The sequence below is a fragment of the Bartonella sp. AU16XJBT genome, assembly GCF_028618665.1.
Taxonomy (GTDB): domain Bacteria; phylum Pseudomonadota; class Alphaproteobacteria; order Rhizobiales; family Rhizobiaceae; genus Bartonella.
In genome coordinates this window covers 1-22,793 of record NZ_JAQITF010000011.1, presented here as the reverse complement: position 1 = coordinate 22,793, position 22,793 = coordinate 1, and the positions used below count along the sequence as shown (strand labels likewise).

Annotated in this window: 16 protein-coding genes and 3 pseudogenes; 5 read left to right on the top strand and 14 right to left on the bottom strand. The window is 38.3% G+C overall.

Annotated elements, in window-relative coordinates:
- The first annotated feature begins 117 nt into the window (after nt 1-117).
- Both mutL and PVV66_RS06970 read left to right on the top strand, forming a co-directional pair.
- Entirely contained in the window at nt 118-1,971 is a 1,854-nt protein-coding gene (gene mutL / locus PVV66_RS06975) for a DNA mismatch repair endonuclease MutL (protein WP_273719072.1), read from the top strand.
- A gap of 105 nt (nt 1,972-2,076) precedes the next feature.
- Nucleotides 2,077-2,316, top strand: coding sequence for a DUF2093 domain-containing protein (locus tag PVV66_RS06970; RefSeq protein ID WP_273719071.1), 240 nt, complete (start codon nt 2,077-2,079; stop codon nt 2,314-2,316).
- Nucleotides 2,317-2,327: 11 nt separating this feature from the next.
- Here the strand turns inward: PVV66_RS06970 and lpxK are convergent, their stop codons facing one another.
- The 8 genes from lpxK to PVV66_RS06930 all read right to left on the bottom strand — a co-directional run bounded on the left by lpxK (nt 2,328) and on the right by PVV66_RS06930 (nt 12,745).
- Nucleotides 2,328-3,368, bottom strand: a complete 1,041-nt coding sequence (lpxK, locus tag PVV66_RS06965; RefSeq protein WP_273719070.1) for a tetraacyldisaccharide 4'-kinase — start codon at nt 3,366-3,368, stop codon at nt 2,328-2,330.
- On the bottom strand, nt 3,358-4,680 hold the full coding sequence (gene waaA, locus PVV66_RS06960; protein ID WP_273719069.1) for a lipid IV(A) 3-deoxy-D-manno-octulosonic acid transferase: 1,323 nt from the start codon (nt 4,678-4,680) through the stop codon (nt 3,358-3,360). The genes lpxK and waaA overlap by 11 nt, the downstream gene beginning before the upstream one ends.
- Before the next feature lie 1,182 nt (nt 4,681-5,862).
- The gene (locus PVV66_RS06955; protein ID WP_273719068.1) at nt 5,863-6,108 is read right to left on the bottom strand and encodes a DUF4170 domain-containing protein; all 246 of its coding nucleotides are present in this window, start codon (nt 6,106-6,108) and stop codon (nt 5,863-5,865) included.
- Between the two features lie 46 nt (nt 6,109-6,154).
- A complete protein-coding gene (locus PVV66_RS06950) occupies nt 6,155-6,958 on the bottom strand; it encodes a 3'(2'),5'-bisphosphate nucleotidase CysQ (protein WP_273719067.1) in 804 nt (267 codons plus the stop codon).
- The gene (locus PVV66_RS06945; protein ID WP_273719066.1) at nt 6,945-8,276 is read right to left on the bottom strand and encodes a TldD/PmbA family protein; all 1,332 of its coding nucleotides are present in this window, start codon (nt 8,274-8,276) and stop codon (nt 6,945-6,947) included. The genes PVV66_RS06950 and PVV66_RS06945 overlap by 14 nt, the downstream gene beginning before the upstream one ends.
- A gap of 1,291 nt (nt 8,277-9,567) precedes the next feature.
- Nucleotides 9,568-10,014 (bottom strand): hypothetical protein, encoded by a 447-nt coding sequence (locus tag PVV66_RS06940; protein ID WP_273719065.1) that lies wholly within the window; start codon nt 10,012-10,014, stop codon nt 9,568-9,570.
- Nucleotides 10,015-10,797: 783 nt separating this feature from the next.
- Complete coding sequence (gene rsmD, locus PVV66_RS06935; RefSeq protein ID WP_273719064.1) at nt 10,798-11,364, bottom strand: 16S rRNA (guanine(966)-N(2))-methyltransferase RsmD; 567 nt, start codon at nt 11,362-11,364, stop codon at nt 10,798-10,800.
- On the bottom strand, nt 11,345-12,745 hold the full coding sequence (locus tag PVV66_RS06930) for a pseudouridine synthase (protein WP_273719063.1): 1,401 nt from the start codon (nt 12,743-12,745) through the stop codon (nt 11,345-11,347). The genes rsmD and PVV66_RS06930 overlap by 20 nt, the downstream gene beginning before the upstream one ends.
- A gap of 267 nt (nt 12,746-13,012) precedes the next feature.
- Here PVV66_RS06930 and PVV66_RS06925 point away from each other — a divergent pair, with 267 nt between their 5' ends.
- Nucleotides 13,013-13,459: a nucleoside deaminase gene (locus PVV66_RS06925; RefSeq protein WP_273719108.1), complete on the top strand. Its 447-nt coding sequence runs from the start codon at nt 13,013-13,015 to the stop codon at nt 13,457-13,459.
- A gap of 646 nt (nt 13,460-14,105) precedes the next feature.
- Here the strand turns inward: PVV66_RS06925 and PVV66_RS06920 are convergent.
- The 4 genes and pseudogenes from PVV66_RS06920 to PVV66_RS09735 form a co-directional block, all read right to left on the bottom strand.
- Complete coding sequence (locus tag PVV66_RS06920; RefSeq protein ID WP_273719062.1) at nt 14,106-14,597, bottom strand: hypothetical protein; 492 nt, start codon at nt 14,595-14,597, stop codon at nt 14,106-14,108.
- A 177-nt stretch (nt 14,598-14,774) separates the two neighbouring features.
- Entirely contained in the window at nt 14,775-17,690 is a 2,916-nt protein-coding gene (ileS, locus tag PVV66_RS06915) for an isoleucine--tRNA ligase (RefSeq protein WP_273719061.1), read from the bottom strand.
- A gap of 247 nt (nt 17,691-17,937) precedes the next feature.
- Nucleotides 17,938-19,515: an outer membrane beta-barrel protein gene (locus PVV66_RS06910; protein ID WP_273719060.1), complete on the bottom strand. Its 1,578-nt coding sequence runs from the start codon at nt 19,513-19,515 to the stop codon at nt 17,938-17,940.
- Between the two features lie 225 nt (nt 19,516-19,740).
- Nucleotides 19,741-19,841 (bottom strand): annotated as a pseudogene (locus tag PVV66_RS09735) (hemin-binding protein); the annotation flags it as partial.
- Between the two features lie 81 nt (nt 19,842-19,922).
- On the opposite strand from PVV66_RS09735, the pseudogene PVV66_RS06905 reads away from it, so the two are divergent.
- Both PVV66_RS06905 and PVV66_RS06900 read left to right on the top strand, forming a co-directional pair.
- Nucleotides 19,923-20,825: pseudogene (locus tag PVV66_RS06905) on the top strand (tyrosine-type recombinase/integrase); the annotation flags it as partial.
- A gap of 210 nt (nt 20,826-21,035) precedes the next feature.
- Nucleotides 21,036-21,236, top strand: coding sequence for an AlpA family transcriptional regulator (locus PVV66_RS06900; RefSeq protein ID WP_007347209.1), 201 nt, complete (start codon nt 21,036-21,038; stop codon nt 21,234-21,236).
- 220 nt (nt 21,237-21,456) lie between these two features.
- On the opposite strand, the gene PVV66_RS06895 is transcribed toward PVV66_RS06900, so the two are convergent.
- Both PVV66_RS06895 and PVV66_RS06890 read right to left on the bottom strand, forming a co-directional pair.
- Nucleotides 21,457-21,864 carry a hypothetical protein gene (locus PVV66_RS06895; RefSeq protein WP_273719059.1) on the bottom strand — a complete coding sequence of 136 codons (408 nt, stop codon included), beginning with the start codon at nt 21,862-21,864 and terminating at the stop codon, nt 21,457-21,459.
- A pseudogene (locus PVV66_RS06890) lies at nt 21,861-22,793 on the bottom strand (filamentous hemagglutinin); the annotation flags it as partial. The pseudogene PVV66_RS06890 and the gene PVV66_RS06895, both read right to left, overlap by 4 nt.

Here is a 22,793-nt window from a genome sequence, read left to right as displayed (position 1 = left end):
AAAAAATAAGAAGCGTTTAGAAATATTACCTCTCGTACCTTCTCATTCTTGAATGTTGCACAAATGATGTTATCATAATTTTCTATAAACTCCTTAAGAATCTTGTTAGAATTTATGATGATTATACGACATCTTAGCGAAAATATTATTAATCAAATCGCCGCTGGTGAAGTGATTGAACGGCCAGCAAATGTTGTCAAAGAACTTGTTGAAAATTCTATTGATGCTGGTGCAACGCGCATTGAAATTATTACAGCAAATGGTGGAAAAAATTTTATAAAGGTAAGTGATAATGGTTGTGGGATTCCGGCTGATCAGTTAACTTTAGCCGTTTCTCGCCATTGTACCTCAAAAATTACCGATGATGTGCACAATATCTGCTTCCTTGGGTTTAGAGGAGAAGCCCTCCCCTCTATTGGTTCTGTTGCTAAACTCAAACTCATTTCACGAACAAAAGAGGCCGAGAATGCTGCTGAAATTTCTGTTACTGCAGGAAAAATTGTAGGCCCCAAACCAGCTGCTGCAAATCTGGGAACAATTGTTGAAGTTCGTGACCTTTTCTTTGTCACACCCGCACGATTAAAATTTATGAAAACTGATCGGGCTGAAACAAATGCTATTAGTGACATGATTAAGCGAATTGCTATCGCATTTCCACATATCCGCTTTTCTCTTTCAGGACTAGATAGAACACCTATGGAACTGTCTGCGACAGAAAATAATACTCAAGGACAATTACAACGTATTACCCAAATTATGGGAAAAGAATTTGCGCCTAACAGCATCGCACTGAATGCTGAACGCGAATCTGTGCGCTTAACGGGGTTTGCTTGTTTGCCATCTTTCAACCGAAATAACAGCCTTCATCAATTTGCTTATGTTAATGGGCGTCCTGTGCGTGATAAATTTCTATGGAGTGCAATTCGAGGCGCTTATGCTGATGTCATGACACGAGATCGTTATCCTGTCGCTATTCTTTTTATTGATCTCCCACCTGCTGATGTCGATGTTAATGTTCATCCAGCCAAAGCTGATGTACGATTCCGTGATCCAGGATTAATTCGTGGTTTAATCGTTGGAGCAATTCGTGAAGCATTGCAGCAATCTGGTATTCGCCCTACTTCAACCCGTTCTGAAGCAATGCTCGCAGCTTTTCAAACACAAAAACCATTAACACAACAACCTTTGGGCAATTTTAAAAATGCTCACCAATCCTCTTCTTACAGCCCACATCCTCATCATTTTTCCGCCGCTTCAATGGTTCACAAACCGTTGGATAGTACCAGCTCTTTTGGTTTAAAAGAAGATGCCACTCCTATTATGGAGGGCTTAAATACACCAAGTGGTGCTACCTACATTCCAAGCACTATACCCTCATCAGAGGAGTTATCTTATCCTTTAGGTGCAGCCAGAGCACAAATCCATAAAAACTATATTATTGCCCAAACTCAAGATAGTTTGATCATTGTCGATCAGCATGCTGCGCACGAACGATTGGTTTATGAAGCACTCAAAAATGCACTTTATGCCAAACCACTTCCTTCACAATTATTACTTATTCCTGAAATTGTAGAACTCTCTGAAGAGGATGCAACATGCCTTTTAACGCACAAAGATGCTTTGCAAAAATTTGGATTAGGAATAGAACCATTTGGTCCTGGTGCAATTCTTGTACGCGAGACACCTTCCATGTTAGGAGAGATCAACGTACAAGCCCTTATTAAAGATCTCGCAGATGAGGCGGCTGAGTATGATACAACAAACAATTTAAAAGCAATGCTTGATTATGTCGCAGCAACGATGGCTTGTCATGGCTCAATACGGTCAGGGCGCCTTTTGTGCCCCGAAGAAATGAACACACTGTTGCGACAAATGGAGGCAACGCCCAATACAAGTACATGTAATCATGGACGCCCTACTTATATTGAACTCAAATTAGCAGATATAGAACGGCTTTTTGGCAGAAAATAAAAGCTTAACCATTTTGATAAGAAAAATATTTTTAAATTAACTCTCGACCTTATAATATACTTATGGCATTTTTTGAATAATAATCTCAAGTAAAAAGGAACTAAAATGTTTTCCAATGGTGAATGCGAAGCAAAAGTTCATTATTCTAATAATGGATATGACATTGTAGAATATGGAACCTATACTATTTGTGCCGTTAGCGGACAAAAAATCCCTATAGATGATCTAAAATATTGGAATCATCACCGCCAGGAAGCATATGCCAGTTGTGAAATTTCTTATCACCGTGAACTTGAATGCAATCCATATCTCAAGCAATTGTTAAAAACAAAAGAAGAAGGTTAAAAGCTATAAATTTAACCTTTGCCTTTCAGGCAAGAAAATTCACTGGAACGTTTTCTAAAGCGGGTTATGACCTCCTCAAGGAGCATACGACAGAAATCTTTTTGAACAAAATCGACATCCACATCAAAAACAATAAGATTTTTCAAATCTTTTTGCATATGAATTGTCTGTATACGAATATAATCTTTAGCAGTTGTCGCAAGCCATAAATTGTGTTTTTGAGCCTTTTGTACAAGGCTTGTTAAATTTTTATCAGTGAAAAAATAGTGATCTGGATAGGTATAAGTTTGCACCACATGACCAGACAATTCTTTAATGGATTGAAAAAATTTATCTGGATTTCCAATACCTGCAAATGCCAAAAATGCTTTTCCTGCAACCTCATCAGAGGCACTTGCCTTAAGATGAGCACGATGCAAAGGCTTTCCAGCACGTGCAACAAGAACAGCAACATTATCACGCGCATCTGAGTGACCAATCAATAAAACGCTATCCATAAAAGAAAATTGCGTTTTTAATGGTACACGTAAAGGTCCTGATGGAAAAACAGCTCCATTACCAAAACCACGCATCGCATCAACAACAAGTAATGCATAATCCATATAAAGGCGGCGGCTTTGAAAACCATCATCCATTAGAATAAGATTACATCCCTCTTTTTTCAGCCGTTGTGCCGCTGCATAACGATTAGCCGATACAGCGACAAAAGCATGCCGTGCCAGTAGAAGGGCCTCATCTCCAACATCGCGTGCAGTGTCATATTTCTCATTTACAAGATGCACTCCTTTAACTGCTCCACCATAACCCCGTGATACAACACCAGGGACGAAACCAAGTTCTTTAGCCACTTTGGCAAAAGCAATAACAACCGGCGTTTTACCTGTACCACCACATGTAAAATTTCCAATACATAAAACCGGAAGATCAATCACGGGAGGTTGTCTTGTCATAATACGACGTGAAAAATAACCATATCCCCATGAAACTGGAGCTAATAAAAAATGCAAAAAGCTTTTATTTTTCCACCAAAAATGGGGGGCATTAATATGCATATCCACCCTGACGCTGACGTAACCCAGTTTGTATGACAAGGGGTTGTAAAAATGGATCTAAAATCTTTAATGTGCGCTCAAGTGCACCGGCCATACCTGTTGCTACCCCATGAGCCTTATCAACCATTTCTTGTCGCAATGTTTCATTTGTTAAAAGCTTATACACCTGAATCGCAAGCTGTTTTGTATCTTGAACCATACATGCTGCATCACGCGTTAAAAATTGTTCAAATATCTCTTGAAAATTTGAAACATGAGGCCCCGTTAAAATAGCGGAGCCAAGCAAAGCCAATTCCAATGGATTATGTCCACCCTTTCCACATAACGACTTACCAACGAAAGAAACTTTCGATAAGTGAAGAAAAAGTCCCATTTCTCCAATCGTATCTCCCCATAAAATGTCGGTATTCATATCTGGAAGAGTATTTCTGCTTCTCCGAATAAAACGTAAACTCTGATTGTCACATTTTTTGATAAGATCTTCTAAACGCTCAGGATGGCGAGGCACAATAATTGTCAATAAATCTGGTAAATAATTTTTAACAATCTTATGAACCTCAAAAGCAATCTCCTCTTCCCCTTCATGCGTTGAAATAGCAGCCCAAACTGGGCGATTGCCGATAGCATTACGATAACGTGCCAGCAATGTTTTATCTTCAACCAAAAAAACATCAGCCTTGAGATTACCAGAAAACGTAACAGATTTTACGCCAAGTGTATGGTAATAAATGGCATCTCTTTCATTCTGACTAATCGCCAAATCAATATCCTTAAAAATATGTTTGGCAAGAATGCGCCGTTTTTGCCAAGCTTTAAAAGAACGTTCAGACATATGGGCATTAACCAAAATCTGCGGAATACGCATTTTGGCAAGTTCTTTAATACGCAGAGGCCAAATTTCCGATTCACAAATCAAAACGAGATCAGGCTTCCAATGACGAATAAAACGGCGCACTGCAAAATCTAAGTCCAAAGGAGCATATTGATGAATCAACCGATTACCAAAATGTTTTTTCACAAGAGAGGAAGATGTTACGGTCCCTGTTGTCAATAACACATTGATTTTTAATGATAAAATATGATTAATAAGTGGAACAAGCGCAAGTGTTTCTCCAACACTTGCTGCATGCAACCAAACTAACGAACCTTGGGGACGTAGAAGAGAGCTTTTACCTAAACGCTCTTTTTTGCGACACCACTCTTCTTTTCCACGGATAGCACGAAAAAACAAATAAAAAGGGATAACAGGACATAAGCAAAAGCCAATCATCCGATAGGTTAAAAGAGCCGTACGTGCCTTTAATTCTGCCATTTAAAATCACCTCATCCAGCTGTTTTGAGATATCTATAGGCTTATTTTGTTTAAAAATTCATCAACACTATTGGTTGCATCCATATTTTTTTCATACCATCCGTATCTTGGATAAAAAACATTTTTCCCTATAAGAATAGCATATACACAAAATACAATAGAATAGACAGATCATTGACTATACAATGCCTCTGTTCCAGCTTTCTCTACTATTCCATATGAAATATCCACATTCATAGCCATATTTTTCTCAGATTTAAAGGCATTTCAAACGTTAATAATACTCAGATTTTTTTATAAACATGATATGCTGTATATTGTTCTATTCCAATCACGCTTACCCTGTTTTGTAAATTATATATTTATCTTTGAAAAACCAAGAAAAATAGAGCAACAACTTCCTCAATTTGAGAACAAAGAAAATTCTCATACGATACTACTTATTGCAAAAAAGCAATAATCAATGAATGATAATCACCTTTGTGTCTTTGCAATGGTCATATAAATTTATCTTATAAATAAAAGGATATACCTCATTGCTTGCACAATAAAAACTTGTGCAAAACCACCTTGCCATCAGTCAATGCTAGTTATTTTACCAAAGGCGCTTTAAAATGTACTGCCTCTTTTTTGAACTCTTTTACGTACTCTGACATCAAATCCAGAAACTTAATCACACTACATTCGCATAACAAAGCAATATATTGATGTATAATGATTTATCATTGCATAACTTGCCCCTGAATATCGTAAAGTTCTTCCATTTAAAGCCAACTTATGTTAAAGTAATCAAAACTTTTTGCTTACGCACTACACGACAGCTGGAGGGGGGGTAGAGTAAAAAAATACTGAAAAAAGGGGTAACTATGCCTTTTATGCCCTATCTCAAGTGCTAAAGTTTATCCTAATATTTTGAGTTTGCAAAGTATACAATAATGTAATTATTAATATTCTAAGCGTAAAGATGGTGATACAATGGCGGATTTTATACCTTGCGACGAACACCATTCTGAAATGAATGATTTGACGTCTTGAGAAATATTTTCTTAAGAAAGGATATAGAATTTACAACAATAATAGCATTTTGTTTTACAGCGTTCTGTTTTTCTTAAAGGACACGCTTATGAGAGAGCACAATAAACAAGCGTGAGGTAGCGGATATAATAACCAAATATTCAAGCTTTACTCTGCATCGCCTGTTTCAGAATCAAGAAACTGATGCAAATCTACGATGTAATAACGTTGTAATGCATTATCTACACTGCTTTGCGCTTTTGCCTGCCATGCTTCTTGAGCGGATTGATAATTTGAGAAAATACCAACTACATCTAAATCATCAGGATTCTTAAACTGATTACTCTTAAGATTTTTTAATTCACCACCAAATACAAGATACAAATATTGTTTTTTCTCGTTGGCTTTAGTCATATGTGCCTCCATATCATTCAGATAATTCTAGCGCGCTTTTATGTGATTAAACTAACTTTGCTTGACGAACAACATCTATCATATCCTCACAGCAATTATTTTTACCTGCAATTAAAAGGCCATATTGATAAGGTTCAATTCCGTAAGATAGTAAAGGGGCATCAAGCGATAAAAAACACCCTCCACATTCCTGCAAGATAAGATCAGCCGCAGCAATATCCCATTCATGACAATTGGGACGAACTAATACGATATCGATCTCATCTTGAGCAACAAGGACAATACGATAAGCAAGAGAGGGAAGATAATGGTAAAAACTGACTTTATTGCGAAAATCATCTGGTAATTTTTGTGCGAGGGATTTATCAAGCGAAATTTTATACTTTCGATGAACCTGAAAGGCTAAACGAGGAAGTTTTATCCCATTTAATGTTGCCCCTCCCCCCGTGACAGCGGCATAAACATCTCCTTGAGCTGGACATTGTAGAACGCCCACAATAGGACGCCCATTCTCAATAATGGCAACCGAAATACACCAATAAGGACTGCCAGAAAGAAAACCTCGTGTTCCATCAATAGGATCAACCACAAAGTAGCGTTCATAACCTTGTTGTTCTCGATTATCTTTTGTTTCTTCTGAAATCCATCCATAATTTGGACGTGCTCCAAGAAGCTTCTCTTTCAAAAAATGATCAACAGCAAAATCTGCCTCACTGACCGGTGAATCACCTTCTTTAATCCAAACATCCAACGAGCATCCAAAATACCGCATTGCTAAATCCCCTGCCTCTCGACAAACGTCACGCAAAAGATTTAAATCAGAAGAATGATGCGTGTTATTTTCCTGCAAGTGTCATCCCTTCAATTAACAATGTTGGAGCCGCTGTACCATAACGCCGATCAATATCATTGGCCGGTGTTAAATGCGCTAACATATGAAGCAAATCAGAACCTAGCGTTACTTCACTCACCGGATAAGCAATTTCACCATTTTCAATCCAAAAACCAGAAGCACCCCGACTATACTGACCGGTAATAAAATCAATACCATGGCCGAATAATTCTGTCACATAAAATCCACTTCGTAAATCTTTTATCATATCGCAAGGGGATACTAAACCCGGTTCAATAGCAAAATTTGTACTTGTCGGCTGCACCAATGATCCCGAACGCACACCGCGCCCATTTGTTTTAAGCCCCAATTCACGTGCTGTAGATGATGAAAGAAGCCAATTTTTTAAAATACCATTTTCAATAATATTAAGTGTTTGCCCCTCTATTCCTTCTCCATCAAAAGGATGAGAAGCATTGCCACGTAATCGCAAAGGTTGATCGGTTACATTAACATCAGGCTTCATCACTGCCTTACCTAAGAAGTCCTGTAAAAGACTCGTTTTACGGGCCACAGAAGCTCCATTGACCATAGATGCGATATGCCCTGCAATTCCCCGAGCAGTACGCGGATTAAAAATAACATCAACACCTCCTGTTGCTGCACGAACTGCCCCCAAACGTCGAACAGCACCAAGCCCTGCATTCTTTCCCACAGTTTCTGCGTCCTCTAAATCAGAAAAATGTAAGGCTGTTGTATAATCATAATCCCGCTCCATCTGTGTCCCTTCCCCCGCAAGAGCACTGCAAGAACGTGAAAAACAACTGGAGCGATAGGCTCCACAAAAACCATCGCTGGTCACAAGAATAAACCCACTACGGCCATAAGCTGTTGCAGCGCCACCAGAATTGCTTACGCCTTTAACATCAAGAGCTGCCGCTTCTGTTTTTAAAGCATCTTCTGTTAAAAAATGACTGCTTGGGACAAAATCATCAAAAAGATCAAGATCTTTAGGATGTTTAACCAAACACTCTTTATCTGCCAAACCTTCAAATAAACTATCGGGAGAAGCTTTAGCCATTGCAACAGCACGTTCTGCGAGTTCTTGCGGATAAGACGCTAAATTAGCAGAAACACTTGCTACTTTTTTTCCAACAAAAACCCTTAAAGTAAAATCATTGCTTTCGGCTGCTTCTGTCGATTCGACTTTCCCAAAACGAACAGATACACTGGTGGAATGTGCATAAACAATAACAGCATCAGCAGCATCCGCCCCAGAACGCCTTGCCGCTTCAACTAATGAAACAGCTTTCTCAATCTGATTTTTGTCAGTCATTATAACTCCCTAAAATATTTTATTATTTACATTGATACGCACTCTGATAAATTCATACAAATTAGAATATAATTCTTGTTTGTTCATTCATAAAATTACGCATGTCTCATGCATTCTTTTTCTTTTAATGCATTAAATCATTTCCCTTTTATGAAAAGACGTAATATGTCGTAAAATCTCTTTAGTTTCAAGATTTCTCATGGACCCTTCATTTTAAAAGCCAAATCTGCAACTCACAATCAGATCAACAAAAAACCTCGTAAATCAATAGAAGACTTAGCAATAACATTTGGATTTAAGTTAAAATCATCAAAAATTCAAAAAGCATAAAACCATCTAAACCACACGCCTGTTGTCCTCTAGAGTGTCAAATAACTTCCCTCATTCCTATAGCATTCTTTAATTCTCAAGAAAGAATCAAGAAAACGACTTATCTTTTTGGATATTTCTTTACTTCTATAAGCTCTCTCATAAGAGAACAGTAATCTTGTCAATGAAACAAAACATCAATAGCGTAAAAAATATTTCCTTTCATTCTATCTATTTCTCAATTCAGTTTGTAATAAACACATTCACTTAATTAGTTCTGGAAACCTTATCACTCAATAATTGTTTTAACAGATACAAAAACACTTGTAGAAGCCGAACATCTCTATACATCTTAAAAATTCAATTTTTTAAACATTTGAACCAAATATATAGATACAAGATTCATTTTTATGGGAATGAAGTGTATGCTTATTTTATCTTCTAGAGTTTTTTAGAGCTATATTCTCTAGAAAAGTGATCAAAAAAATTACCCTTGTAATTTTTCAATCAACACTTTGATTTATAATCATCATTTATTGTTTTGCCATTTGCATCAAAGATGCCTAATATCATAAAATTCTCTCCATTAGAAACCTATCCATGTTGAGTCAATTACAACTATTTAAGAAGAAATAAAATGTCTCTTATGAATGCTCTTAAATATAAAAGCTATCGCAACATTAGAAACTAACAAATATCATGACCATATTGGTCTACAACTTCACAAGAGCAGCGATAAGCTTCTGCAATTTTCTTATTTTCAGTGAAAAAATCATCTTTTAAGCTTTTGTGTGATAAAATAAAATCCAATGACTTTTATAAAACCCTTAGAGCAAAATTAATCCCGTAAGCTGATTTGACACGATTTCAACAGCTAACTCAAAAGCTCATTGATTTGTGATATATTCATAACTGATTTCATTCTAACAAGGCTATAATTTCTGCAGCTTTTTTAAAAGATCAACTTCTTTATGAAGACACATCAGATGGTTTTATTTTCAGTAAGAGCACGTCTGCTCATTTCAATCATCGCAGCACGAAGATGTAACTTAATTTTTGATCCAATAATTATTCCAAAGAAAGGAGAAAGTAAACCAGACATCGTTACAGTATGACGAATTTTGTTATTTGAAGAATCAGATTTTTTTGAACAAATATATTCATGATTAAAACTCATGCGTGTAAGAGGGAGTTTAGCATAATCAGAAAAACAAGCATTTTTTATAACTTTATCAAGTGTAAAAGTTACCGTTGGTCCTTTTTTAGGTTTCATGCGTCCTACAGCGCCTTCTTTGAAAGCACCAGAAAGTTCTACCCATTCAAGTTCATGATCCCAGCAAGGCCATGTTGCTACGTCTTCCCACATAGACCAAATCTGCTCTGCACTTGCTTCTGTGCTAATTTCTTCACTATGTGTCCATTTAAACATGATAATCTCCCCTTTTTTACAAAATCACTTATCTTTAGTAACAAAGAGTAATATACCAATGACTCTTAAAACTGAAAAACGATAAGCTATTTAATATTCTTAAGTGTCCTTAATAGATAGTGATTAAATCAACAAGCGATATTAATAAAATAAACACACAAATGTTGCGTATAAATGAATATTATTGTCTACCTTAAATAAAAATATCTGTTTTTTTAAGTTCATACAATAATTTACGCACCATTTAAGATATAAATGTAGACTACATAGCTTAAAGCGTTCAACTGTTGATAAAATGTTGATGATTAATGTTCCACCGAAAGAAATGAGACAAAAAGGTATCATAACTGTTGTCGTGAAATATAGAAGAAACATTCATCGGTATTAAAGTTTATAATATACGAAAGCTTTGGCAATGTGTTTCGCTTTTAATACCGCTGGGATCAATAAATCAGCACATAACTTACAAAGTTAGCAGCAACACATGCTGCTAACTTAGCGTACAATACTATTTCTCAAAGTAATTTTGGGGTGAACAGAAGATTAGAGGACATCTCTCTATTATGAAGAGCATATATCGTAAAAGGTTCGCTTTTGGAGCTATAAAAAGCTTCAAAAAATAAAGAGATTGAGACAAAAAAGCGTAATGAAATTAAAACACATCAATTTCTTTAACTTTAGAATCTTTTATTGATTTTCTGCTTAATCTTTAAAGAAACCAATATAAAACAAAAGAAACGGTAAAGAAGCGTTTTTTTCGTCCAACCGGATAAAAAAACTCTCTCAAAATGTCAACGATCGTAATTTATAAAGACGTATTGCTGTCTCACCATAAAAACGCTCATCATCGAGATAAAACACGTCAGGTAAATGAATGATTGTATCTTTCTTTTCTTCCAACACGAAGAGTGTATCCGCTTTTGCCCACCCCCCTCGCAAAGCTTCTACAAAAGCACGTTCACCTAAACAACGGCTATAGGGAGGATCAGCACAGATAACATCAAATGGAAGCATTGTTCCAATATTGCCAAGTTTGGTTGCATCACGACGCAAAATTCGCCCAATAGACTGTAATTCAAAGGCTTCGATATTTTTTTGAAGCAATCCACGCCCCTCAACCGAGTTTTCAACAAAAACAGCCGCCTTTGCGCCACGTGAAAGAGCTTCGATGCCTAAAGCACCAGTACCAGCAAACAGATCAAGGATGCGTTTATTGGCCCAAAACTGTTCTTCACGGCTAGAAAGAATATTAAAAAGGCTTTCACGTGTACGATCACTCGTTGGGCGAATCGACTGATCAATAGGTGAAAATAAAACACGCCCAGCAAATTTACCGCCGATGATCCGCACGGGCCCCTCCAAATCGCTTCGAAGTTTTTGTACCATCACGATGTAGTTTAGATTTTTTCATAGCACCACTAAACGATTTTACTTTGTCCTTTCTCTCAAAAGAACGCTCATCAGGACCACCTTTTATCATTTTCTCTTTATCCTTTAAAAAGCGATCTTTCTTACCAAAGCTATGCGTCTCATCATAAGATGTTTTGCCACGTTTTTGAACAAAACTTCCCCTCTTCTCTTTCTGCAAGTGATGATCTTTTAGTTTTTCCTTGCCCCGATGAAAGGATTTTTTATCAGCCAAATCGCTCTTATGATCATGCGATTTCTCATCACTATAGGATGGTTTCCTACGTGCACTCTGCGGACGGGCACCAGGAGCCATCCAAACATTCGCGCGGCGAGAACGTGGTAGAAAACGCTCTGCTTTTCCTTCTTCACTTTTCCCCTTATTCATATTCTCATGAGACTTTGCTCTTAATCGTGCGCGATCATGCTCAACAGAACCATCATTTGATCTGCGCCGTATCACTCTTTCGCTTGAGAAAACCCAACCATCATTTGCAACAGAAACATCCTTCTGGCTTTGCTTTTCCGCAACAACTGGAGAATTTGAAAAGGGTTTCAGAATAGGAGCATCAAAATCTGCATTGGCCTGCATAATCAAACGCTCTCCCAACTGATCTCGTAACATCCGACCTTTTAATTCTTGTACGGCTCCTTCTTTTAAATCAGAGAGATGAAATGGGCCATAAGATACACGTATTAAACGATTAACCGATAATCCCAATGCCCCTAAAACATTCTTTATTTCACGATTTTTTCCTTCTCGCAAAGCGATAGAAAGCCATATATTAGCCCCTTGTTCACGTTCAATTGAGGCTTCAATCGAACCATAGAAAATACCATTAATCGCAATACCATTTTTAAGGTTATCCAGCGCGCTCTGCTTTACTCTTCCATGGGCACGAACGCGATATTTGCGAACCCACCCCGTTACAGGAAGTTCTAATACGCGCGCTAAGCCACCATCATTGGTTAAGAGCAAAAGCCCTTCCGTGTTAATGTCAAGCCTTCCAACAGAAACAACGCGCGGCATTCCCTTTGGTAAATGACTAAATACTGTAGGTCTGCCTTCAGGATCACGGTTCGTCGTGACAAGCCCTGCTGGTTTATGGTACAACCATAAGCGCGTTCGTTCTATCGGAGATAAAGGTTTGCCATCAACTTTAATAACATCAGAGCGGCTAACATTAAAAGCAGGCGTTGTCACAACTGTACCATTCACAGAAACACGACCTGCAACAATCATCATTTCTGCCTCTCGACGTGAGGCAACGCCAGCACGCGCTAACCTTTTAGCAATCCGTTCACTCTCATTATTTTCATTCATTTGCGTTTCAAACCAATCTTTGCCAGTATGTTCAGAAAATTATTCACATGCACCATACCGCTTATCCTGAAAGAGGAAGTAGCACAATCATTTATCATTTTCTATCCTTTAACAGCAATAACGTATCCATTGACTTGCAAGTTTGTTTTAAACACCTAAAAAAATAAAGGTATCCCTTTCATTATAAAAAAATAATAAATTACTCATTCCATAGTATTCCTTATCGAAAAATCTTTAGATTCTCTATACCCTCGTAGAAAGAACATGATGACTTTGACACCCATGGAAATAGCCCTTTTGGAAGCACAATGGGCTGCAAAAAAAGATGAGGTTCCCGTAGGCGCTGTCATTACACGCGGAAAAGCTATTATTGCACGCGCTGGTAACTTTATAAAATCTGCATATGACCCTACAGGACACGCAGAAATGCGCGCAATCCGTATGGCTTGTGAAGCATTGCAAAGCGAAAGGCTTCCTGATTGCGATCTTTACGTAACACTTGAACCCTGTGCTATGTGTGCTGCTGCCATTTCATTTGCACGCATACGACGTCTGTATTATGCAACGAATGATCCCAAAGGGGGAGCCATAGAAAATGGCCCACGCTTTTATCAGCAGCCAACCTGTCATCACAAACCTGAAATTTATTCTGGTTTTAAAGAAAAAGAAGCGGCTCAATTACTTAAAGATTTCTTTATTCAAAAGCGATCCTAAAAACAATTCTTCATCCATAACTTTCACTCTTTAGAAACTATCCTATTTTTTAAAAAAGACTCTTAATCCTTTTGATATCGCGAAAACTATTTTGAAGCATTTTCCCTCTAAACCTTTTTTAACACTGCATATTGCTTCTATGAGATGATGCATTATTTTGTATATAAAATATAAAGTCCAAAAATATCATAGAATACTCTCATTTCAAATCTGTTTATAGTAAACCAATAAAAAACTCTTTCTTGTACATCACAAGATGAATTACCGTCTGTATAAAAAACTATTTAGAAAAGACTAAAAATGTCCCTTATGAAGACTCTTGCAAGCGCAAAGGCTATCACAAAATTAGAGGCTGGCAAATACAATGATGATACAAGCCTGCTCTTTCATAAGCATAAAATGGTGGTGCACAATGGATTTTACGTTATACCATCCACACGAGCGAGGATGTGAAATGGAGTCAAAAACCTTGAGAGATATTTCTTTTGAGAAAAACGCAGAATCACTCTCTCGATGCTATTGCTATATCGCTATTTCATGGAAATAAAGATCTCCTTGCTGAAAAAGTAAAGCTCTGCGTGAACGAGAACTTGGTATTATAAGCAATAGGAAGAATACCTCAATACTTTAATCTGCTCCCTTTTCTCTAGCGACCAATAGGAGCTGTCTTTGCCGGCTGGCGATAACTTAAAGGCGGTTCTGTGAGATAGCGACGGTATTTTGAACTTCCAACTTGTGCCCTCTGACGACGTAAATATTCTTGCCGTTGTTTCGCATTCAACTGTGAAGGATTTTCTGAACCACCCCCATTAACTGAAGACCCTTTGTGAGGAAAAGAAACATTTCCTTGATGCTGTTTCGATGCTGCTATTTTATTGACAGATTTATCTTGTTGTGGCAGCGGTAAAAATCCGCGTGAGCTAGGACTTGGTATCACAAGTTCTGGGCGAGGTTTCATAACAATCTGACTGCTATTATTCACTGGTGTTAATGAAGCAATATTAGCAACATCTTCAAAAAACTGGATCGAAACCGGTTTATTTGTCCCATAGGTAGGAGCAGATAAACTGCATCCCGTTAAAACAAAGCATATACTTAAAATCCCTGTTGGAAATATTTTTACTTCACGTTTTCTCACTGCTTATTCCATTTCCTCAGTATACGGCTGACTAATATTCCCGCTATTCATGAGAGAACGGTTCATACACAAATTTCCCCCCTGCAGATAAAACAACGGAATTTACTTCATACCACAAAAAACTATATTTATCAATATGGGAAAACTATTTGCGTTGCTTTCCCTTGATCTAAAATTTTAAATCTTGCCAAGAATTTTTAATTCTCGCAAAGCAGCTGCATCACGAGCAGAGACATCTGGATAAGTCGGATCACTCCCAACATCTTGTGTATAACGCCATGAGCGCGCACACTTTTTCCCCAAAGCCTTCTCTGGATATACACCAACGCCTTCTACATCATTCAAAGTAAAAGCATCGGAAGGTATTGTATCCTGCGTAATTGTGAGAGCACTGGTGATACAGATCTCCGCCATATCCACATTTTCTAATGCCTCTCGTAAAACTGGATTGGAAATAAAAACAATAGGAGCTGCTTCTAACGAAGATCCAATACGCTTATCAGCGCGTTCAAGCTCTAAAGCACCTGTCACAACTTTACGGACCTGCCGAATTTTTTTCCAACGTTCAGCCAAAGATTGGTTTTGCCATTCTTCTGGTACAGAGCGAAATTGTTCCAAATGCACCGATTGGCTTTCTGGATAACGCTCTAACCAAGCTTCTTCCATCGTAAAAGGCAACATTGGAGCAAGCCATATCACCATTCGTTCAAAAATCTCACGAACAACTTGCAAAGAAGCTTTACGTTTTTGTGACGAAGGTGCATCGCAATAAAGAGAATCCTTACGGATATCAAAATAAAATGCTGATAACTCAATGATTGAAAAATCTAATAATGCACGCATAATCTTTTTAAAATCAAATTCATCGTAAGCTCGATTAACCAACTGATCCAGTTCAAAAAGCCGATGTAATATAAATTTTTCAAGATCTGGCAGTGCGCCATAAGATATTTCTTCTCCTTCATCATACGCTAAAGTTCCAAGCATCCAACGAATTGCATTGCGCAGTTTACGATATGAATCCACATTTGTTTGAAGGATTTTTTTTCCTAAACGCTGATCTTCCCAATAATCTGTTGTCATGACCCAGAGACGAAAAATATCAGCACCAGATGTTTTAATGATCTCCTGTGGAACAACCGTATTGCCTAAAGACTTAGACATTTTCTTACCGTTCTCATCCAAAGTAAAACCGTGTGTGATCACTGTCTTATAGGGAGAACAAGCACGCGTACCACAGCTTTCCAAAAGAGAAGATTGGAACCATCCACGATGTTGATCTGAACCTTCAAAATAAACATCAGCAGGCCATTGCAAATCAGCCCGATCTTCTAACACAAAGCTATGGCTTGCTCCAGAATCAAACCAAACATCCAGAATATCATAAACCTGCGTCCAAGGCTCATGTGCACGCTCACCTAAAAAACGTTCACGTGCTCCTTCAGCAAACCACGCATCTGCCCCTTCTGCTTCAAAAGCCCGTAAAATACGCTCGTTCACGCCTTCGTCTTTTAGAACAACACCATCCTCATTGGCAAAAATACAAATAGGAACACCCCAAGAACGTTGACGAGAAAGAACCCAATCAGGACGATCTTCTATCATAGAAGCAAGACGGTTTTGTCCAGAAGATGGCACAAAACGCGTTTTTGAAACAGCTTCCAAAGCCCGACTACGTAAAGTTGAACCATCCCCAAGATCTTTATCCATTGAGATAAACCATTGCGGTGTATTACGAAAAATAACCGGTTTTTTCGAACGCCAACTATGAGGATAGGAATGCTTTAAACGACCGCGTGCAAACAATCGATCTGCTTTAATTAAAGCATTAATAACCTCTTTATTGGCATCACCCATTTTTCCATTATCATCAATAACACGTGCAGGTCCCCCTTCACGATCTGGTCCTAAACCCGGAACATCTTTCGTATAAAACCCTGCATCATCAACAGGAAACGGTATCGATGAATCAATCCCTGCTTGCTCCAGTAAGGACTTATAATCATTCCAAATTTCAAAGTCCTCACGCCCATGGCTTGGAGCTGTATGGACAAAACCTGTCCCCGCATTCTCTGTCACATGAGCGCCCTCAAGCAGCGCAATTTTATAATTATATCCTCCAGCCAAACCTTTGAGTGGATGAGACAAAACAAGAGCTTTCAATTCGTCAGCAGAAATAACACGCAAACGTTTCAAAACAAGTTTGGCTTTTTCAGCACAACTCATGGCTAGAACATCTGCAAAGAGAAGCTTTTCTCCCACTTGAGGACCAAAATCATTTTCAGCACTTTCAATTTCGTAAAGACCATAAGAAATCTGCGAAGAATAACTCACAGCACGATTGCCTGGAATTGTCCATGGTGTTGTTGTCCAAATAACGACATAAGCACCATATAAATCATCAAAATTTGCTTCAAAAATAGGAAACTTAACCCAAATCACCTCTGACTCATGATCATGATATTCAATCTCTGCCTCTGCCAAAGCTGTACGCTCCACAACAGACCACATCACCGGCTTAGAACCACGATAAATCTGATCTGACATAGCAAATTTTATCAATTCGCTCGCAATGCGTGCTTCTGCATGAAAAGCCATTGTAGTGTAAGGCGCCTTAAAATCTCCCATAACACCAAGACGTTTAAATTCTTCACTTTGAACGGTTACCCAATGCTGTGCAAATTCACGACATTCTTGACGAAACTCATTAAGAGGGACTTCGTCCTTATTTTTTCCTTGTGCGCGATATTTTTCTTCAATTTTCCATTCAATTGGAAGGCCATGGCAATCCCAACCAGGAACATAATTTGCATTAAAACCACGCATTTGAAATGAACGGACCACGACATCTTTTAGAACTTTGTTTAAAGCATGCCCGATATGAATATGGCCATTTGCATAAGGTGGACCATCATGAAGAATATAAAATGGACGATCTTTTGCTTGTTGACGCAATTGCGCATAAAGCCCTATATTTTCCCAACGCGCCATCAACTCAAGCTCTTTTTGCGGAAGCCCTGCACGCATAGGAAAATTTGTCTGTGGGAGATAAAGAGTTTTTGAATAATCTATTGTTTCATTTTTCACAGTCATTGTGAAATATTCCTGTCCACTTTTACGATTTCATTTTTGCATAACTTCCCTGAACCCTGCAACTCTGGTTTTTATCTATAAGGAAAGCCGAGCTTATCATTCGTATTAAGCAGCGATCAAGAAAATATATCATCACACTCTATGGCCTTTATCATGAAATTCACAAGAAAATAAACCAAAAAATGATCTTAAAAAAATAAAGGCTCCACCGATAGTGGAGCCTCTTAGAAATTTACTCTTAAAAAAATTAGAATTTATAAGCTACACCAACACGGAAATCATTGGTTTTGTAGTTAATTTCAAGTTTTTCCTTGGCAAATTTCTTTTTACCAAAATCGGAATAACGATATTCTGCACGCACAATCACATTATCCAGCACAGAGAAATCAACACCACCACCAAGAGTGTAACCAATCATGGTTTTTGTTTCATCGGTTAAGTTCTTAGAAGAAACAACTCTTCCCTCATCATCCTTAACAGATATTGATATAGTATCTTGGAACTGCCCATAAGCAATACCACCAGCAAGATAAGGCATAAAGCGATCAGCAGCAAAACCGATACGTACCCGTGTAGCACCACCCCAATTTTGTTTGAAAGTATGATTTAAAGTTTCAACCTCATCCTCTTGATCAAGACCAAGTTCAGAAGCCACCCTTTTCATTTGTTCTATACCATATACACTGGAATCCTTCTTATCAGCCGCTTGCGTACTCTGTACTCCATGTCCTGCCGCATTCTGTACACCATGAGGACGAGAAGCATGACCATGTGGATTACCATGTGCATGAGCTCCAGAGCCATGTCCACCTGCGTGAGACGCACCATGCGGATTAGAATGTCCACTACCATGGGCACTATGATGACCTCCATGCTGGGCTCCGCTTGTTCCATTGGAAGCTTTTGTCGCTGATCCATTAGATGATCCTGATCTCGAGAGTACAAGGCTCCCGCTCGGCACTGTTCTTTCTGCTAATGATGATTGTCCTGATGTAGTTGTTTTTGCTGCTTGTTGGCTTGCTTCTGATCTTGCCAATGATGACGGTGATGATTGCCCTGATCTTGGCTCTGTCCTTGAGGAGGCGGATTGTGCCTCTGGCAATTTAGATGGCGTGTTTGATGATGGTGTGGATGGTGGTGTTGAAACTCCTGAATTGTTCACTGTCATTGTAGAATTAACATTGCTAGAATTGCCAGTTGTTGCTAATTGATTTGATTGTGTTGCAGCAGGTCTTACTGCTGGAGTTCCTGCACCTGATACTGCTGGAGTTCCTGCACCTGCTGCTGGAGTTCCTGCACCTGCTACTGGAGCTCTCGCACCTGATGCTGGAGTTCCAGTACCTTCTGATGAAGTTCTTTGTGTGCTTGGTTGTGAGGTTGGAGAAGTTGGTGTTCCTGCTGATCTACGGGATCTTCCCACTGCACTTTCTACTGTAATGTTATCAGCTGCACCTATAGTGATAGTCTTTGTGTGTTTTTTCCCAGACAACATTAAATCCGTATCGACACCAAAAATAAAGCTGTCACCGAGATCAATATTAGACCCTGCATAAAAACCACCTGCAAAACCTGAAAGTTTAGGAGAGAACTCTTTATCCAATGGGAAACTCTTTTCTTGACCAACAAGAGCCATATCAGCCTTGCTCGAAAAGCCCCCGGCCTGGACACCTAAATAAAGACCGGTCCATGAAAAAGTAGGCGCAACAATGGCAGAAGAAGAAGTCGTTGATGCTGGCTGATGAGGAATCAGTACATCAGCAGCTAGCGCTGTAGACGCTGAAATTAAAGAAAAAATAGACGCTGTTATTAAACGTTTTGTGTTCATAAAATCTCTCCAAATATCCAAAATGAAATGTATATAGAGCATCTTTTTTAAAAGATCTGTAGCAAAAATGACACACTCACAAAAAAATAAAGCTTCTTAACTATTTAATTTTGCATCCAATGAAAATTTATCAACTAAATCATACTAAAATTATGTGTCTTATAAGTCGGATTCACTTTCATTAAATTTTCGCGTAACTGTTAATGGTAATATTCTTTATAAACTTCTTTTACCGAAATCTAAATAACGATATTCTGCACGTAACAGAACATCGCTTGTCATTGGGAAATCAATGCTAGCCTACTAGTAAAACCAATCATTGACTTTTTCCAAGTACCATCAGAGTTTTATCTATTTACCAGCATGGTCTATCTTTAATACTTTAATATTGTATCTTAAATTACAAAAAACAAAAGCGCAAAACAATATATAATCTTCATTATTAAAAAACATTAGATGCTTTTGAAAGTCGTAAAGCTGAATTAAAAGGAGATGGGAAAAATGGACATTGGTTTACACCTTTACGCCTTCATATTCTTCCCAAGTTAGGCTGTTTACCCGTTTCAGAGATTACCCAAACGGAGATACGGAATGTTCTTGCTCCCATTTGGCATACAAAAACTGGAGCTGCTCGGACAGCATTGATACGTCTTAATCTTTGTCTTAAACATGCGGCTGCATTAGGATTGAATGTTGATTTACAAGCAACAGAAAAAGCACGCGCGCTCTTAGGTAAACAACGTCATAAAACGCAAAATTTACCAGCCATGGATTGGAGAGAGGTTCCGGCTTTTTATAAAACACTCTGTGAAGCATCAACCATAACACAACTGGCTTTGCGTTTGCTTATTCTGACAGGCGTTCGTACCAATCCTTTACGTCATATTCATAAAGATCAAGTTGAGGAGGATATATGGACAATCCCTGCTGAGAATATGAAAGGAAGGCGTGATGCTACAACAGAATTTCGCGTGCCTCTATCAACAGAAGCATTAGAAATTCTAAAACAAGCGCGCTTGCTCTCTCGTAATGATTTCTTTTTTTCTGCTAGAGGTCGTGGTCCCCTCGCTGAGAAATGTATGGCTACGTATATGAGAAAAAATAAAATTGAAGCCTGCCCCCATGGTTTTCGTTCTAGTTTACGCAATTGGCTTGCTGAAACAACAGACGCCCCCTATGAGGTCGCTGAAACCATTCTAAGTCATACGGTCGGCGGTAAAGTAGAGCGTGCCTATCGTCGGACTGATTATCTAGAACAGCGCCGCGTTTATATGGATAAATGGGCGGCTTATATCACGGGTCAATCTTAAGATATGGGGTGAATAACCCCATGATCTGCGGATAACTTTAGCTCTCTTTTCTCTCATTCTTTCTCAATAAGAGTCATAACTTATCACATCAGAAATTATATGATAAAATATTGTTTTCTATGAATAAAATACCTTCAAAAATGAACCAAAATGTGGTTAATAAATAGTTATGATTTGTTCTCATTTTTTTACTTTTGAAAGAAAATTATTATGACAGAAAATGATATTCTTTTGACAGACCGTGAAAGTGCAAAATTGCTTCATATGAGTGTCTCAACATTCCGCCGTCATGTTACCAATGGCTCTTTGCCAAAACCTTTAAAATTTGGCTTTTTATCCCGTTGGTTACAATCGGATCTTTTAAATGTCATCGAGCAAGCGAAACAACAACGTCAAAGTGACGCAGCATAAAAAAAACCTTGTCACGTAAGGACGGACAAGGCTTTCTCAAATTCACAATCCTAGAGAGTGCACAACCCATCCTATGACGCAACGTTATAGGATTACTAAGTGTATTCCCTACGTTATACTGCTTCACATACAGTGTTGAGATTGTGGGTTGAGGAGACAATCCCGCACAAGCATGGGAACACATGAATGTGGGGATTGTACTTTCCACAAACAACAATACTTAAGGTTGGCATTCATCTGCGTTTTTATACTTTTTACAATAAGGGCTATTTAAGCGCTTTTCAACACTTCGCTTCGGAATAATAGCACCAGGACGACAAATGGATAGGTCTCTACCGTTAAAAGGAGAACACCAGCTACCACTCCCTTTATAGCGGAATCCCGCTTGAATCATACAAGCATCAATCGTTGCATTCTCATTGTTGCTTAGCTTTTGAACTTCATCTTCAAGATAATTAAGATGCGGCAGACCACATTCTAAAAGAGCTTTTCCTACCTCAGTAGAATCTGCACCAGGTTTTTCCCACACAGCTGTCTCTCCTCGAGGAGGTTTGTCAATATTTTCAATGTCACACCCAGTGACACCTAACAGGACTATCCCACTTAATAATTTAAACAGTGTATTCATTTTTTTCTCCATAAATAACCTAAACCTAAATTATCTAAAATTGCATGAGGTGCATAAATTATTGCATTATGAGGTGTTCCATAGCGTCTCGTACATGCATCACTTGCATCACCATAACACTTATGGGTGGTACTAGGATTATGGCCGCGTATCGCTCCCACTTGCTCTATCATTGGAGTTGCTGGTGGAAATAATACATAGGGGAACTTCAAGGGTACCTTATAAGCCGTAGGTGGATTGAGACCAACCACCGTGCCAATGGGATCAAATAGATGATTTTGTAAGTAAACATGATCTTTTTTACCATCGCTTACATAATAGTGTGCATTCGCTATCGATAGAGAGTTACCAGCTGGTCCATAAAGATAAATATCTGTTTTTTCTCCTATACCATGGATACCACGCTCTTCAAGGTCACGTAATCCATTACCCCCTGTCAAGGTACCACGGCTATGCATACTTACAATAGCCCCCTCATTGCCATAACGAGTGATAAAATCTTGAAATTTCTTCGTCGAATTACTCAATCCCCAAGTCTTACCTTCAAGAAACTTTTGATAAAACGCTATCCCTAACTCTACCAGCATATCTTTAGATTGTGGGAAATATGTAAAATACAGATGACCATTGTTATAAACAGCCATTTGGACGGCATTACCCGCTGCATCATCGGGTGAATTAAAAATGCCATTGTAGAACATATAAACATTGCCATCAGAGCCTTTTTGTAAATATTCCTCTTCCTCTGGTTTTAAAAAATGATACAAAACAATATTTTTTCCATCATTGCCTTTTATAGGTTTTCCATTGTCATCAGTTAAATAGAGGGTATTGCCATTTTCATCATGCGCAACCTCACCCACTGGGTGGTCAACACGCAATACAATTTTACGCACTTTATCCCAGTATCCCAATCCTTCATCTGATAA

Excerpts from the sequence above, each read along its gene's own strand:
- mutL (WP_273719072.1), top strand. The coding sequence starts at position 118 with ATGATTATACGACATCTTAGCGAAAATATTATTAATCAAATCGCCGCT.
- PVV66_RS06970 (WP_273719071.1), top strand. The coding sequence starts at position 2,077 with ATGTTTTCCAATGGTGAATGCGAAGCAAAAGTTCATTATTCTAATAAT.
- lpxK (WP_273719070.1), bottom strand. The coding sequence starts at position 3,368 with ATGCATATTAATGCCCCCCATTTTTGGTGGAAAAATAAAAGCTTTTTG.
- waaA (WP_273719069.1), bottom strand. The coding sequence starts at position 4,680 with ATGGCAGAATTAAAGGCACGTACGGCTCTTTTAACCTATCGGATGATT.
- PVV66_RS06955 (WP_273719068.1), bottom strand. The coding sequence starts at position 6,108 with ATGACTAAAGCCAACGAGAAAAAACAATATTTGTATCTTGTATTTGGT.
- PVV66_RS06945 (WP_273719066.1), bottom strand. The coding sequence starts at position 8,276 with ATGACTGACAAAAATCAGATTGAGAAAGCTGTTTCATTAGTTGAAGCG.
- PVV66_RS06940 (WP_273719065.1), bottom strand. The coding sequence starts at position 10,014 with ATGTTTAAATGGACACATAGTGAAGAAATTAGCACAGAAGCAAGTGCA.
- PVV66_RS06930 (WP_273719063.1), bottom strand. The coding sequence starts at position 12,745 with ATGAATGAAAATAATGAGAGTGAACGGATTGCTAAAAGGTTAGCGCGT.
- PVV66_RS06925 (WP_273719108.1), top strand. The coding sequence starts at position 13,013 with ATGACTTTGACACCCATGGAAATAGCCCTTTTGGAAGCACAATGGGCT.
- ileS (WP_273719061.1), bottom strand. The coding sequence starts at position 17,690 with ATGACTGTGAAAAATGAAACAATAGATTATTCAAAAACTCTTTATCTC.
- PVV66_RS06910 (WP_273719060.1), bottom strand. The coding sequence starts at position 19,515 with ATGAACACAAAACGTTTAATAACAGCGTCTATTTTTTCTTTAATTTCA.
- PVV66_RS06900 (WP_007347209.1), top strand. The coding sequence starts at position 21,036 with ATGACAGAAAATGATATTCTTTTGACAGACCGTGAAAGTGCAAAATTG.
- PVV66_RS06895 (WP_273719059.1), bottom strand. The coding sequence starts at position 21,864 with ATGAATACACTGTTTAAATTATTAAGTGGGATAGTCCTGTTAGGTGTC.